The 13,902-nt window shown below is 72.3% G+C and carries 9 protein-coding genes and 1 pseudogene; 7 read left to right on the forward strand and 3 right to left on the reverse strand.

From position 1 onward, the window contains the following. Positions 1-12: 12 nt before the first annotated feature. The 4 genes and pseudogenes from H8838_RS18490 to H8838_RS18505 all read left to right on the forward strand — a co-directional run bounded on the left by H8838_RS18490 (position 13) and on the right by H8838_RS18505 (position 7,014). On the forward strand, positions 13-3,432 hold the full coding sequence (locus tag H8838_RS18490; protein WP_185994385.1) for a UvrD-helicase domain-containing protein: 3,420 nt from the start codon (positions 13-15) through the stop codon (positions 3,430-3,432). After that, complete coding sequence (recD, locus tag H8838_RS18495) at positions 3,429-5,180, forward strand: exodeoxyribonuclease V subunit alpha (protein WP_185994384.1); 1,752 nt, start codon at positions 3,429-3,431, stop codon at positions 5,178-5,180. Before H8838_RS18490 ends, recD begins: the two co-directional genes overlap by 4 nt. Positions 5,181-5,357: 177 nt before the next feature. Continuing rightward, a complete protein-coding gene (locus tag H8838_RS18500) occupies positions 5,358-6,002 on the forward strand; it encodes an ACT domain-containing protein (RefSeq protein ID WP_181312087.1) in 645 nt (214 codons plus the stop codon). A 75-nt stretch (positions 6,003-6,077) separates the two neighbouring features. After that, a pseudogene (locus H8838_RS18505) lies at positions 6,078-7,014 on the forward strand (IS5 family transposase). Here H8838_RS18505 and H8838_RS18510 read toward each other — a convergent pair. Continuing rightward, positions 7,011-7,385: a hypothetical protein gene (locus tag H8838_RS18510; protein WP_181313030.1), complete on the reverse strand. Its 375-nt coding sequence runs from the start codon at positions 7,383-7,385 to the stop codon at positions 7,011-7,013. The pseudogene H8838_RS18505 and the gene H8838_RS18510 overlap by 4 nt on opposite strands. A 770-nt stretch (positions 7,386-8,155) precedes the next feature. Between H8838_RS18510 and H8838_RS18515 the strand changes: the two genes are divergently transcribed. From H8838_RS18515 to H8838_RS18525, 3 genes are read left to right on the forward strand one after another with little or no spacing between them, the layout of a single operon-like run. Beyond that, positions 8,156-9,097, forward strand: a complete 942-nt coding sequence (locus H8838_RS18515; RefSeq protein WP_181313029.1) for a peptidoglycan-binding domain-containing protein — start codon at positions 8,156-8,158, stop codon at positions 9,095-9,097. Next, the gene (locus H8838_RS18520) at positions 9,094-9,735 is read left to right on the forward strand and encodes an ABC transporter ATP-binding protein (protein WP_181313028.1); all 642 of its coding nucleotides are present in this window, start codon (positions 9,094-9,096) and stop codon (positions 9,733-9,735) included. Before H8838_RS18515 ends, H8838_RS18520 begins: the two co-directional genes overlap by 4 nt. Continuing rightward, complete coding sequence (locus H8838_RS18525) at positions 9,732-10,859, forward strand: ABC transporter permease (protein WP_181313027.1); 1,128 nt, start codon at positions 9,732-9,734, stop codon at positions 10,857-10,859. The genes H8838_RS18520 and H8838_RS18525 overlap by 4 nt, the downstream gene beginning before the upstream one ends. A 49-nt stretch (positions 10,860-10,908) precedes the next feature. Here H8838_RS18525 and H8838_RS18530 read toward each other — a convergent pair whose 3' ends face one another. Both H8838_RS18530 and H8838_RS18535 read right to left on the reverse strand, forming a co-directional pair. Then, the gene (locus tag H8838_RS18530) at positions 10,909-12,378 is read right to left on the reverse strand and encodes a wax ester/triacylglycerol synthase family O-acyltransferase (protein WP_181313026.1); all 1,470 of its coding nucleotides are present in this window, start codon (positions 12,376-12,378) and stop codon (positions 10,909-10,911) included. Continuing rightward, positions 12,378-13,817 carry a wax ester/triacylglycerol synthase family O-acyltransferase gene (locus tag H8838_RS18535; protein ID WP_185994383.1) on the reverse strand — a complete coding sequence of 480 codons (1,440 nt, stop codon included), beginning with the start codon at positions 13,815-13,817 and terminating at the stop codon, positions 12,378-12,380. The genes H8838_RS18530 and H8838_RS18535 overlap by 1 nt, the downstream gene beginning before the upstream one ends. Positions 13,818-13,902 lie beyond the last annotated feature (85 nt).

The following is a 13,902-nucleotide window of genomic DNA, read 5'->3' on the forward strand; positions in this document are numbered from 1 at the left end:
ACACCGGACCTGATGTCTGACCTGAAAGCGAGCCGGACGCCTGAGTCGTTCGACATCGCCGGCCCGCTGCCCACCGGCACGACCCTGCTCGAGGCGAGCGCGGGCACCGGCAAGACCTGGACCATCGCGGCCCTCGTCACCCGGTACGTCGCCCAGGGCGAGGCACGGCTCGACGAGCTGCTGGTGGTCACCTTCACCCGCGCCGCCAGCCAGGAGCTGCGCGAGCGGGTCCGTCAGCAGCTCGACGACGCGGTCAGCGTGCTCACCGACCCCGGCTCCGCCGACCCCGCGAACGCCCTGCACCGGTGGCTGCTCGACACGGACGAGGCCGACCGCGCCCTGCGCCTGCGCCGGCTGACCGCCGCGCTCACCGACTTCGACGCCGCCACCATCGCCACGATCCACCAGTTCTGCCAGCTGGTGCTGCGCAGCCTCGGGGTGGCCGGCGACACCGACCGGGACGCCGTCCTGGTCGAGGACCTCGAGCTGCTCACCCACGAGGTGGTCGACGACCTCTACCTGGCCCGGTTCGCCGGGGAGCAGCACCCGCCCTGGGGTCACGACGTGGCCCGGCGGATCGCCCGCGCGGTGGTCGACGACCCACGTGCCCGGATCGAGCCGATGCGCGCCCTGGAGGAGGCACCGGACTCCGGGGCCGCGGTGCGGGTCCGGTTCGCCCTCGACGTCCTGGAGGAGGTCGAGCGGCGCAAGCGGCGCCTGGGCATCCTCAGCTACGACGACCTGCTCGGGCAGCTCTCCGACGCCCTGGCCGCCCCCGACTCGCCCGCCCGGGTGCGGATGCGCCAGCGGTGGAAGGTCGCGCTGATCGACGAGTTCCAGGACACCGACCCGGTGCAGTGGCAGGTCTTCGAGCGCGCCTTCGACCAGGTCGCCACCCTGGTCCTGATCGGCGACCCCAAGCAGGCGATCTACGCCTTCCGCGGTGGCGACGTCGCGACGTACCTGCAGGCGGCGGGCCGGGCCACCACCACCCAGACGCTCGGCACCAACTGGCGCGCCGACGGCCCGCTGCTGGACGGCCTGCACGCCCTGCTCCAGGGGGCCGAGCTGGGCAACCCCCGGATCGTGGTGCACCCGGTCGAGGCCCACCACCGCGAGTCCCGGCTCAAGGGTGCGGGGGCGCCGTTCCGGATGCGCCTGGTCCGCCGCTCCGAGCTCGGGGTCGGCCCGCGGGCCAAGCCGTCGATCGACCGCTGGCGCGACCACGTGATCACCGACATGGCGCGCGACATCAAGCAGCTGCTGACCAGCGGCGCGACCTTCGAGGACCGGCCCCTGGTGCCGGGCGACGTGGCGGTGCTGGCGGCGCGGCGCGCCGACCTGCAGGCCGCCCAGCGGGCCCTGCACGACGTCGGCGTGCCCTCCGTGGTCAACGCCGGCGGCTCGGTCTTCCACACGCCCGCGGCCACCGAGTGGCTCACGTTCCTGGAGGCCCTGGAGCAGCCGCACCGGGCCGAGCGGGTCCGGGCCGCGGCGCTCACCTGCTTCTTCGGGCTCAGCGCCGAGGAGCTGGACGCGACCAGCACCGCCGAGTCCGACCGGCTCACCGACCGGTTCTCCGACCAGGTGCGGGTGCTCGCGGAGGTCCTCGGCAGCCGTGGCGTGGCCGCGGTGCTGGAGTGCGCCGTGCTCGACGGGCTGACCGAGCGGGTGCTCGGCCGGCTCGGCGGCGAGCGGCTGCTCACCGACGTACGCCACATCGGCGAGTCGCTGCACAAGGTCTCGGTCGAGCAGCGACTGGGCGCGGTCGGCCTGGTCTCGTGGCTGCGCAGCCAGGTCGCCGACGACAAGCTCGAGGTGGCCTCCGAGCGGACCCGCCGCCTCGACTCCGACGCCGCCGCGGTGCAGCTGGTCACCATCCACGGCAGCAAGGGCCTGGAGTACCCGGTGGTCTACGCCCCGACCCTGTGGAACCGCTACACCGGCACCGACCCGGACGTGCCGCTCTTCCACGACGACGAGGGGCAGCGCTGCCGCGACGTGGGCGGACCGGGCCCGCACCGGGCCGAGGGCGTCGCGCGGCACTGGCGCGAGGACGCCGGGGAGTCGCTGCGTCTGCTCTACGTCACCCTCACCCGGGCCAAGTCCCAGGTGGTCACCTGGTACGCCCCCACGCTGCGCAACACCTCCGGCTCCCCCCTGCACCGGATGCTCTTCGGCCGGCGCCCCCAGGGCGCCGCGGTCCCCGACGAGCAGGCGCTGGTCGAGGAGGACCGGATCGTGGAGATCTTCGGCCACTGGCGCGACGCCGGGGCCTTCCACCCCGAGCTGGCTGTCAGCGACCCGCCGGACGAGACTCCGCTGGAGCCCTCGCGGGAGCGGCTGGAGGCCCGCGCGTTCACCCGCCGGGTCGACACCGACTGGCGGCGTACGTCGTACTCCTCGCTCTCCGCGGCGGCCACCGTGGACGGGCACGCCGTCGCCCTCTCCGAGCCCGAGGAGGTCCCGGAGACCGACGACGCGGGCGCGCCGCTGGTGCTGGCCGCCGAGCCGGACCACCCCGAGCTGGCCGCCGTCCCCTCCCCGATGGCCGACCTGCCGGTCGGGGCCACCTTCGGGTCGCTGGTGCACGCGGTGCTCGAGCACGCCGACCCCGCCGCGCCGGACTTCCGCGCCCACCTGGTCGAGCTGGTCGAGGAGCACCGCGTCTGGTGGCCCGTCGACCTGGAGGCCGAGGCGCTCGCCGACGCCCTGGTCAGCGTCTGCGCCAGCCCGCTCGGCCCGCTGGCCGGCGACCTGACCTGGATGGACCTGCAGCTCCGCGACCGGCTGGCCGAGCTCGACTTCGAGCTGCCCCTGGCGGGCGGCGACGACCCCGGGGACGGCAGCGGAGGCGCCGGGTCGGCGCGGCCGGTGCGGTTGGGCGACCTGGCCCCGCTGCTGCGCCGCCACCTGCCCGCGGACGACCCGCTGCTCGGCTACGCCGACACCCTCGAGCAGGACCCGGCGCTCGCGGACCAGGCGCTGCGCGGCTACCTCACCGGCTCGATCGACGTGGTGCTGCGGGTGCAGGTCGACGGGAGCCCGCGCTACCTGACGGTCGACTACAAGACCAACTGGCTCGGCGACCTCGACGCCCCGCTGACCGCCCACTCCTACCGGCCCTCGGTGCTCGCCGCGGCGATGGGCTCCTCCGACTACCCCCTGCAGGCCCTGCTCTACACCGTGGTGCTGCACCGCTACCTGCGCTGGCGGCTGCCCGACTACGACCCCGAGCAGCACCTCGGCGGGGTGCTCTACCTCTACCTGCGCGGGATGTGCGGCCCCGAGACCCCGACGGTCGACGGCATGCCGTGCGGCGTCTTCTCCTGGCGTCCCCCGGTGGCCCTGGTCGAGGAGCTCTCCGCCCTGCTGGACGGGCTGCTCGACGGGGCTCCAGACAGCTCTGCGGACGGGAGGACGAGCCGATGACCGACGTCTTCGAGCCGGTCGACGAGCAGGACGCACGTCTGGCGCTGGCCGCCACCGGCCTGCTGGCGCGGTTCAACGCCGCGGGCGTGGTGACCTCCGGCGACGTGCACGTGGCGCGGACGCTCGGCCAGCTCGGCGGTGAGACCGACGAGACGGTCCTGCTCGCGATCGCGCTGACCTGCCGGGCGGTGCGCGGCGGCTCGGTCTGCCTCGACCTGGCCCCGGCCGCCGACGTCCCCGAGCACGAGCAGCTGCCCTGGCCGGAGCCCGAGGCCTGGGCCGGCGCCGTGGCCCGCAGCCCGCTGGTGGCGCTCGGGGTGCTGTGCTGGGAGAGCGGCCTGCTCTACCTGGACCGCTACCACGAGCAGGAGACCCAGGTCCTGGAGGACCTCACCGCCCGCGCCCAGGGGACTCCGCCGCACGACGACGCGCTGATGCAGGCCTCGCTCGACCGGGTCTTCGCCCCCACCGGGTACGACGAGCAGCGGGCCGCCTGCCTGCGCGCGGCTCGCCAGTGGACCTGCGTGGTCACGGGCGGCCCGGGCACCGGCAAGACCACCACGGTGGCGGGTCTGCTGGTGGCGCTGCACGACCAGTTCGCGGCCCGCGGCCAGACCGTCCGGGTCGCGCTGGCCGCACCCACCGGCAAGGCCGCCGCGCGGCTCCAGGAGGCGGTGCACGAGTCGGCGCGCGACTTCTCCGAGGACGACCGGGCCCGGCTGACCGGCATCCAGGCCTCCACCCTGCACCGGCTGCTGCGCCGCGACCCGGGCAACACCACCCGCTTCCGGCACCACCGCGGCAACCGCCTGCCGCACGACGTGGTGGTGGTCGACGAAGCGTCGATGGTCTCGCTCACGATGATGGCCCGGCTGCTCGAGGCGGTACGGCCCGACGCCCGCCTGGTCCTGGTCGGCGACCCCTTCCAGCTCTCCTCGGTCGACGCCGGCGCGGTGCTCAGCGACCTGGTCCGCGGCTACGAGCACCGCGACGACTCCCCGGTCGCCGCACTCGCGACCACCCACCGGTTCGGCGCCGAGATCGGCGCGCTGGCCGAGGCGCTGCGTACCGGCGACGCCGACCTGACCGTGGAGGTGCTCGCCGCCGGGCACCCGGCGGTGGAGTGGGTCCGCGACGAGGACCCCTCGGCCCGGGTGCGGGGCCCGGCGCTGGGCACCGCGCTCGCGGTCCGCGACGCGGCCGAGGCGGGTGACGCCGCCCGGGCCCTGCGCGCGCTCGACCGGCACCGGCTGCTCTGCGCGCACCGCGACGGGCCGTACGGCGTGCGCCACTGGAACTCCCGGGTCGAGCAGTGGATCAGCGCGGAGACCGGGGACCCGCTGCACGAGTCCTCCTACCTGGGCCGCCCGCTGCTGGTCACCGCCAACGACTACTCCCTCGGCGTCCACAACGGCGACACCGGCGTGGTGGTCGAGACCCCGGCCGGGCGCCGGGTGGTCATCGACTCCGGCGACGGCCCGCGCGACTTCGCCCCCTCGCGGCTCGGCGACGTGGACACGATGCACGCGATGACGATCCACAAGAGCCAGGGCAGCCAGGCCGACGAGGTCACCGTGCTGCTGCCGCCCGAGGACTCCCGCCTGCTCACCCGGGAGCTCTTCTACACCGCGGTCACCCGCGCCCGGTCGAAGGTGCGGGTCGTCGGGTCCGAGGCGGAGGTACGGGCGGCCGTCACCCGGCGGGCCATGCGCGCCACCGGGCTGGCGGACCGGCTGCGCCTGCAGTAGCCCGGGGCGAGACCTTCGCGGCGGGGACATCTACCCGTCACACGACTTCGATACTGTCAGCGCGTGGCGCCACCCGGTGCCGCTGCACCACCCGTCCCGCCCTCTGCCCGTCCCACCTCTGCCCGTCCCACCCTCCCGCCCTCTGCCCGCGCTTCATGTTCTCTGGAGAGTCGTCCGATGCCCTTCCTGCTGCGTGTGGAGCTGCCCGACGTCCCGGGATCCCTGGGTCGCGTCGCGACGGCGATCGGTGAGGCGGGCGGCGACATCGAGGCGATCGAGATCGTGGAGAAGACCCAGCACGGGACCGCGGTCGACGACGTGCTCCTGGAGATGGCGCCGGGCACGATGCCCGACTCCATCGTCTCGGCCTGCAGCCAGCTCGACGGGGTCCGGGTGATGTGGATCAACCGGTACGCCGCGGGCGGCAACCTCTTCCTCGACCTCGAGGTGGTGGAGGAGATCACCGCCCACCCCGAGGAGGCGCACCACCGGCTGATGCGGCTCATCCCGGTCTCCTTCCGGGTCGACTGGGCGGTGCGGCTGCGGCGTACCGACGGGGAGGTCTCGCTCTTCGACCACACCGAAGCCGCCCCGGACTTCGTCGAGTGGGCCGACATCACCCGGCCGACGCGGCTCAGCGGCCCCGACGACAACCTGGTGCTCTGCGGGGTGCCCGTGGGCGAGGACCTCTACGTGATGGGCCGCCACGGCGGGCCGGAGTTCCTGGACTCCGAGCTCGCGCGGATCGGCCACCTGGTCAACCTGGCCACCTCGATCACCGCGGCCGCGGCGATGGCAGCCGAGCAGTCCACCGACGACTGACCCGCGCGACGCCGGCCGAGTACAGCTAGGGCGTGTCTCCCTAGTCCGGGCGTGGCGGCCTGATTTGCTGCGGTCATGTCTCGCGAACGGGTCCTGACCGATGCTCAGTGGGAGCAGATCGCGCCGCTGATGCCGTCCTCGGATGGTGTGAAGTCGCGGCCGTTCCGTGAGCATCGGCAGGTGGTCGAGGGCGTGATCTACCGGTTCCGCACCGGCATCGCCTGGCGCGATCTGCCTTCCTCGTTCGGACCCTGGCAGACCGTGTGGAAGCGACACCACCGGTTCTCCACCGATGGCACCTGGGACAAGATCCACGCCCGTCTCCTCGCCGAGGCCGACGCCGCCGGCAAGCTGGACTGGATGGTCAGCGTCGACTCCACGATCAACCGCGCTCATCAACACGCCACCAACACCACCCGGGTCGAGCAACCCACCGGGGACTCCCGAGCAGCACGCGAGGCACGAGCCGCGGCCCGCACAGGGGGCTGAGTCGAGTTACAAGAACCCCTGGATCGAGCCACCCGATCACGCCATCGGTCGCTCTCGTGGGGGCTTGTCGACCAAGATCCACCAGCTCGTCGACGGCCGCGGGCGGCCTCTGGTTATCGCCCTGACCGCGGGCCAGGCCGGTGACTCCACGATGCTCAAGCCGCTCCTGGCCCAGCTCGCCGTCGCCCGACTCGGGTCAGGCCGGCCACGGACCCGACCCGACGCCGTGCTCGCGGACAAGGCCTACTCCTCCCGCGGCACCCGCACCATGCTCCGCGACCGCGGCATCACCGCGGTGATCCCTCAACCCTCCGACCAGATCGCGCACCGCAAGCGGCGTGGCTCTGCGGGCGGACGACCGCCCGCCTTCGACGCCGCGGTCTACAAGGGCCGCAACGTCGTGGAACGGTCCTTCAACGACCACAAGCAATGGCGCGGCATCGCCACCCGCTACGACAAACTCGCCACCGTCTACCGAGGAGCCGTCGTCCTACGCGCCATCACCATCTGGCTGGCAACTTAGGTCAGGGGTTGCGGTTGCGGGCACTCCTGGTTCACTCGCTCCCACTCAGACGGGTCGTCGATGACGTCGCTGACTTCTCCATGTGGCATCCAATTGAGTGCTGTGTCCCAGGACTTCACCCAGGACTCCCGAGACGGGGGCTCACTGATTTCGTAGCCCAGTTCCTCGAGACAGTTCGCGGTGGCGAGGTAATCATCGAAGTGATCCCGCACTTGGGCATCGGTGAGTTCGTCGATCTTGGGGTCACCGACCTTTTGGCCGCACTTCTCCATGTGCGAGTTCCATGCGTCGTACTGCTCCGGTGGCAGGTCGACGGAGTCGAAGTTGCCCTGTTCCTCGTTGACCTTGACCGCGAAGCCGCCGTCCTCCATGCAGCCTGCGTAGGCGTAGAGCCATTCCCTTTGGGTCCCGTCGAAGATAGAGCGGCTCTCTTCTTGGGGCGATGGGGAGGTAGAAGCCGGAGGCGAAGACGGGAGCGCTTCGAGGTCAGCGCCGGTCTGCTCCCCAGTGCACCCAGCGGTGAGAGGAGCGACTGCGATGAGCGTCAGAGCCGCAAGGCGGGCTATGTGCTGACGGTACTGGAGAGGTTTAGCGGTCATCCGCCTACACAGCCGGTGCTGACGTGCTGCAAGCCGACGCTGCCGTATGCCCGCCAGGATCCTCCTCCGGGAACGCTTGCGAAAGTCTTGTAGGTGCTCCAACCGGATGAAGAACCGAGCAACTGGTTAATTCCGCCGGGAGGCCGTTGCTCGGCGGATCCCTTGTGTTGGGCCTCGACCCAGCCGTAGCCGTTCGTGGGGTTGCAGGATCGATTGCCGGTCGAGGACACGGCATTGGCTGGCACGGCTGCAACAGCCACTCGCCCGATTGTCGCTCCAGCAACGATGATCTTTGGTCGGTGCATGGTTTCCCCCGTGGATGTGGTGGAGCATGAGCATGCGTGCGGCGAGGGCGGCCGTCAAGGGTCGAGAACACGCACGGGGTTGGACGGAGATGACGACATGGGCGGGGGCTACACGTGGGCCGAGTGAGGACGGTTGCGCTTTGGGCAGCCGGGGCCGCAATGGTGGCTGCCCTGGGCTGGGGAGCGGGTCGAGCAACGCTTGCTCCGCCAGCGGTGGATCTACCCGGTGCCGAGGCGGTGACGTACACGGTTGACAAGGGCAGGGTGGAGCGAGGTTTCGACTTCGGCGCCACCGCCGAGTGGCAGGTGGTGAGGAGGGCGACCAACGCCGCCAGCGGAACCGTCACGGGCGTCCTCGTCAGGCCGGGGAGCAGCGTGCGGAGCGGGGACGTCCTCTATCGCGTCGACGAGCGGCCGGTGTTCGTGGCTTCAGGTGCTGTGCCGCAGTACCGGGACTTGTCCGCGGGGGACGTGGGTCAGGATGTCCGTCAGCTTCAGCAACTGCTCACCGATCGTGGGTACCTCAGTTCGACTCCATCGGGGACGTTCGGCACGGCCACTGAGTCGGCGGTGCGAGCGTGGCAACGATCCAGTGGGGTCCGCGAGACGGGTGTGGTCCCGCGAGGCGATCTCCTCTTCGTTGATCGGCTGCCTTCCCGCGTGAGACTGGCGGAATCGATCACCGTGGGTGCGCAGGTTTCCCCTGGCACCGAGGCAGTGCACGTGCTCGCCGCCTCCCCGCGCTTCACCATGACCCTGTCAGATGAACAGCTGGACTCCGTGCCGCCGAACGCGCGGGTGCGCGTCAGCACCGGCGGTCAAACGTGGAAGGCCCAGGTTGCCTCGCTCCAAGCCGGTGAGCCGGGTGAAACCACCCTGGTGCTACGAGGCGCCCGAGGAGGCGAGGTGTGCGGTGCCCGGTGTGATCGGTACGTCGGCACCGACGGACCGCAGCGGTTGCGCGCGACCGTGGTGGTCGTGCCCCGCACGTCCGGTCCGATGGTTCCCGCGGCGGCGATCCAGTCCGACGTGAGCGGTGGGCTCTTCGTGACCGACACCTCCGGGGAGCAGCGTCCCGTGGAGGTGCTGGCCGCGGACGGCGGTCAGGCAATCGTGGACGGCTTGGAGATTGGTACAGAGATCCTGCTGTTCGGGCAGGCCGAGGCGCAGAGCGGATGATCCGCGTCGAGGAGCTGAGCTTCGGGTACCGCGCTGGAGGCGATCGGGTGTTCGAGGGGCTGACGCACTCGTTCCCGTCCGGAGCGATCACGGCGGTGACCGGGCCCTCCGGCGGGGGGAAGTCGACGTTGCTCTACCTCCTCGCGTTGATGCTGCGTGCCCGGGAGGGTGTCATCTTCTACGGCGACCGTGAGGTGACCTCCCTTTCCGATGCCGACCGCACCCAGGTCCGCAGCGCGAGCGTGGGATTCGTCTTCCAGGACGCGATGCTCGATCTGTCCCGGTCGGTGCTGGACAACGTCCTCGAGGGAGCCCTGTACGCCGGCATCACCCGCACGGACGCCGCCACACGGGCCTACGGACTCCTCGAGCGTATGGAGGTCAGTCATCGCGCCGATCACCGGCCCGGCGAGATCTCCGGGGGCCAGGCGCAGCGCGTCGCGGTCTGCCGGGCCCTGGTCAAGCAGCCGCCCGTCATCATCGGGGACGAGCCGACCGGCAACCTCGACGCGGACACCACCGAGGTGGTCTGGCAGGCCTTCATCGATGCTGCCGCGCAGGGCGCGACCGTCATCGTCGCCACGCACGATGATGCGCTCGCGGAACGCGCGGACGCACGACTGACGGTCGGCGCATGAGGGAGAGCGACGTCGCGCCTGGCCGGCCAGGCACCCGCGCGCTGCTCGGGGAGGGGTGGCAGATCTTCCGTGCCCAACCCCTGGTCTCGGTCGTCACCGCATTCATCACAGCCGCGGTCTGCCTCTCGGTCTTCGTCACCGCCGGCCGTGCCGCCGCTGCCGAGGCCGCCGTGGTCAGTCAAGTCGACGGAGCCGGCGCCCGCACGATCCGGTTCTCTGATCCGTCCGGGGAGGCGGGTCTGACCGCCATGGGTGTGCAGCACGTTGCCGAGCTTCCCGGCGTCGACTGGATGCTGGCCATCGGGGACACCGTCGACGTGCGCAACAGCGCCATGCCACAGGTCGGCCGACCCGTTCCCAGCGCAGCGCTCTTCAGCGAGCTTCCACCCTCGGTCCGGCTCACCGCGGGCCGCGCGCCTCGCCTCGAGGAGGCGATCGCGGGCACCGAGGCCATGATCGCCCTCGGTCTGGCCGATCGGACCGGCGGTGTGCGCGGCCCACTTTTCGACGGCCCCGTCGTCGGCACCTTCGACGCGGCTTCCCCGGTGACAGAGCTCCAGCAGAGCGTCCTGATCCGCGCCGTCCCAAGCGACGACCGCCTGATGCGAGAGGTCTACGTCGTTGCTGAGACCGTCGCTGACGTACGCACCCTCGAACGGGCGATCCCCACCATGCTCCACATGACCGACCCCAGCCAGCTGCGCATCGACTCTCCCGCGGTGCTCGTCGACCTCCAGGAGGTGCTCCGCGGCGAGCTCGGCGACAGTGGCCGACAGCTCATGCTCCTTGCCTTGGCCAGCGGCCTGGTCCTCATCGCGGTCAGCCTCTACGGCGCGACCGCAGCGCGCAAACGCGACTTCGGCCGCCGCCGCGCGCTCGGAGCGACCCGGTCCGCTCTAGTCGTACTGGTGCTGCTCCCTACCGGGCTCGGCGCCCTCGCAGGCGTCACGCTGGGCACCGGGTTCGGGGTGGCCATGGTGAACGCCACCCAAGGCACCGTCCCAGGAATCCCGTTCATCCTCGGGGTCCCCACCCTGACGCTGCTCACCGCCCTCCTGGCCGCAGTCCCGCCTGCAACCATCGCCGCAGCACAAGACCCGGTACGCATCCTCCGAGTGCCATAGCCTCGGATCCACCGATCAGCTAGGTGGATCCGGGCTTAGGAGACACGCCCTAGGCCAGGGACCGGACGGGCTCCTGGCCGACCGCCAGCGCGTGCAGCTCGGCGAAGCTGTCGAGCAGCGCGCTCCGGAACGCCGCCGGGTCGTCGAGGGAGTCGGCGAAGGCCAGGCACCCCAGCAGCAGCCGGTCGCCGTAGCTCCAGACCATGACGTTGACCCCCACCCCGTTGCTCGGCGGGCCGTCGACGTGCAGGTCGGCGAAGACCCGCCCGCGCAGCGACCACGGCTCGGCGGGACCGCGCACGTTGGAGACCAGGATCGAGGCGTCGACCGACTCCCGCGCGGTGCGCCCGCGCTCCAGCATCGCCCGCGCCCCCGGCTCGACGAGCAGGGGCGGGAGCACGTCCAGCCAGTCCGGCACCAGGCCCACGCCGAGCAGCTCGAGCCGGGCCTTGCCCTCACGGGCGCAGGCGCCGATCACCGCCAGCCGCTCCCAGGGGTCGCTCACGTCGGTGGCCAGGGTGGTGGTGAAGCTCCAGAAGTGGTTGCCCCACTGCCGGCTGAGCGCCTGGGTCCCCTCGGTGCTCACCGGCACCGTGGTCAGCAGCGGCCGCTCCGGCAGCCCTCCGCGGGCGGGGAGGTAGCGGCACAGCGCGCCCGCGACCACGGCGAGCACCACGTCGTTGAGCGTGCCCCCGGCAGCGTCCTTGACCTGCTTCACGCCGGCCAGCGACAGCTCGGCCCGCACGTAGCTGCGGCGGACGGTGAAGGCGTCGTTCAGCGGGGTCCACGGGGCCTGCGCGTCGAAGCCGGGCACCTCCACCCGCGCCGTACGTCGCCGGGCCCGGACGGCGCGGACCCCGCGCAGGGTCCGGAGCACCAGGCCGGGGAGTCGTGGCCAGGCGCGCACGTGGTCGAGCAGCGCGTCCCGGACCAGGCGTCCGGGTCCGGGCAGCCGTCGCGGCCGGTACGCCGTCCCCGCCGGCCCCGGCCCGCGGCCGGTGTCGCTGAAGTCGGTGTCGCTGAAGTCGGTGTCGCTGAAGATGCGGGAGAAGTTGAAGATCGCGGCGACCCCGTCGGCCAGGCAGTGGTGGTACTTGGCGATCACCGCCTGCCGGGCACCGTCACCACCGCCGTCCAGGCCGTCGACCAGCACCACCTGCCAGAGCGGACGGTCCCGGTCCAGGTGCTCCTCGGCGATCTCCGCGAAGAGCGCCTCCAGGTCGGCGTCGGTGGCCCCGGGCGGCAGCGTGACGTGCCGCAGGTGCCGGTCCAGGTCGAAGTCGGGGTCGTCGACCGCGACCGGGTGGTGGAGCCGCAGCGGCACCGGGAGGATCCGCCACCGGAAGGAGGGCAGCTCGTCGAGCCGGCGCTCGAGGTGCGCGCGGAGGTCGGCGAGAGTCAGCGCGGCGCTGGGCTCCAACACGCTCGGTTCCAACACGCCCAGCGCCATGGAGTTCATCGGCTGCTCGGGCTGCTCCATGTAGAGGAAGCCGGCGTCCTCGCCGCTGAGCCGCCGCATCAGGCCACGTCCCCTCGACGCGGGACCACGGGCGTCCCGACGGTCGCCGCCCGCAGCCTGGCCATCGACTCCTCGAGCCCGAGGGCCAGCAGCTCGGGGCGCTCCACCGCGCTCGGGTTGACCACCAGCGCGAGCGTCAGGTGGTCGCCGTACCCGGTCACGGTGATGTTGAGCCCGGCTCCGTCGGCGACCGGCCCGGTCATGAAGAAGTCCTCGACCTCGCGGCCGTGCAGCGTCCAGGGCCCGCCGCTGACCCGCATGTTGGAGATCAGCACGTTGAAGTCGGGGGCGGCGCTCCCCTCGCGTTGCCGCGCCGCCAGCCGGGCGGCCACCCGGGCCGCGACCAGCGGTGGGATCCGGTCGATCCAGGCCGGGATGGTCTCCATCCCCTGGAGCCTGAGCTGGTGCTTGGACTCCTCGGTCGCGGCGCTCACCGCGGCGAGCTGGTCGCGCGGGTCGACCAGGTGGGTGGGCAGCAGCGCGAAGTAGTTGGAGAAGTGGTTCCCGGTGGTCCGCGGGCCGGCACCCGGCGGCTCGTGACCGACCGGCACGTTGGCCACCAGCGGCTTGTCGGGCAGCTCGTCCCGGTCGTCCAGGTGGTCGCACAGCGCCCCGGTGACCACCGCGAGCACCACGTCGCTGACCGTGCACCCGACGGCGCCGCGCACGGCCCGGACGTCGGCCATCTCCAGCCGGGCGCGGGCGAAGTCGCGGTTGCTGTCCGCGCTCCGGTTGAGCACCGTGGCGGGGGCGTCGCGCAGCGAGCCGGGCACCCGGACCTCCGCGGTGGCACGCCGCCGCTCCACCGCGCGGAAGCGGCGTACGGTCCGGACCAGCAGGCGGGGTGCCGCGAGCCAGGCCACCAGCTGGTGCCAGAGCGTGAGCACGAGCACCAGGGCGGCACCGGGATCCCGCGCGGGATCGGCGGCCGGCTCCGACCCGGGGGCGGGCGGGACCTCGGCGGCCCGATCGTCGAGCAGGCGGGTGATCGTCTCCAGCAGCCCGGCCCCGTCGGCCAGGGTGTGGTGGAACTGGAAGACCAGCGCCTGACGTCCCTCGGCCAGCCCGTCGACCAGGGTGAGCGCCCACATCGGCCGGGTGCGGTCCAGCAGCAACGGCAGCACCTCGGCCAGGTGGGCCCGCAGCTGCGCCTCCTCGCCCGGCGCGGGCAGGACGACGTGGTGCAGGTGCCGGTCCAGGGCGAAGGTGGGGTCGTCGACCCAGAGGCCGTGCCCCAGTCCGCCGGGCACCGGACGCATCCGCCGGCGCAGCCCCGGGGTGGTGGGCAGCCGCGCCGCGACCCGGGCCCGGAGCACCTCGGGGGTGAGCGCCTCGTCCGGAGAAGCAGGGGCGAGCAGGACGACGTCGACGCAGGTCGAGGTCTGCGTCTCGCCCTCGATGAAGAGGAACCCGGCGTCGCTGCCGGCGAGTCGGTGCATGTGCGTGGAGTCCCTCCTGCGGACCGGACCGGAACGGGCGAGCATGGCACGTCACGTGAGCCGCGTCACCCTCCCCAGTCCGACC

The sequence above is a fragment of the Nocardioides campestrisoli genome (assembly GCF_013624435.2).
Taxonomy (GTDB): Bacteria; Actinomycetota; Actinomycetes; order Propionibacteriales; family Nocardioidaceae; genus Nocardioides; species Nocardioides campestrisoli.

Bases quoted from the DNA above. Each gene is read 5' to 3' on its own strand.
- H8838_RS18530 (WP_181313026.1), bottom strand. From the start codon at position 12,378: ATGCGGCGGCTCAGCGGCGAGGACGCCGGCTTCCTCTACATGGAGCAG.
- H8838_RS18500 (WP_181312087.1), top strand. From the start codon at position 5,358: ATGCCCTTCCTGCTGCGTGTGGAGCTGCCCGACGTCCCGGGATCCCTG.
- H8838_RS18520 (WP_181313028.1), top strand. From the start codon at position 9,094: ATGATCCGCGTCGAGGAGCTGAGCTTCGGGTACCGCGCTGGAGGCGAT.
- H8838_RS18535 (WP_185994383.1), bottom strand. From the start codon at position 13,817: ATGCACCGACTCGCCGGCAGCGACGCCGGGTTCCTCTTCATCGAGGGC.
- H8838_RS18510 (WP_181313030.1), bottom strand. From the start codon at position 7,385: ATGGAGGACGGCGGCTTCGCGGTCAAGGTCAACGAGGAACAGGGCAAC.
- H8838_RS18490 (WP_185994385.1), top strand. From the start codon at position 13: ATGTCTGACCTGAAAGCGAGCCGGACGCCTGAGTCGTTCGACATCGCC.
- recD (WP_185994384.1), top strand. From the start codon at position 3,429: ATGACCGACGTCTTCGAGCCGGTCGACGAGCAGGACGCACGTCTGGCG.
- H8838_RS18525 (WP_181313027.1), top strand. From the start codon at position 9,732: ATGAGGGAGAGCGACGTCGCGCCTGGCCGGCCAGGCACCCGCGCGCTG.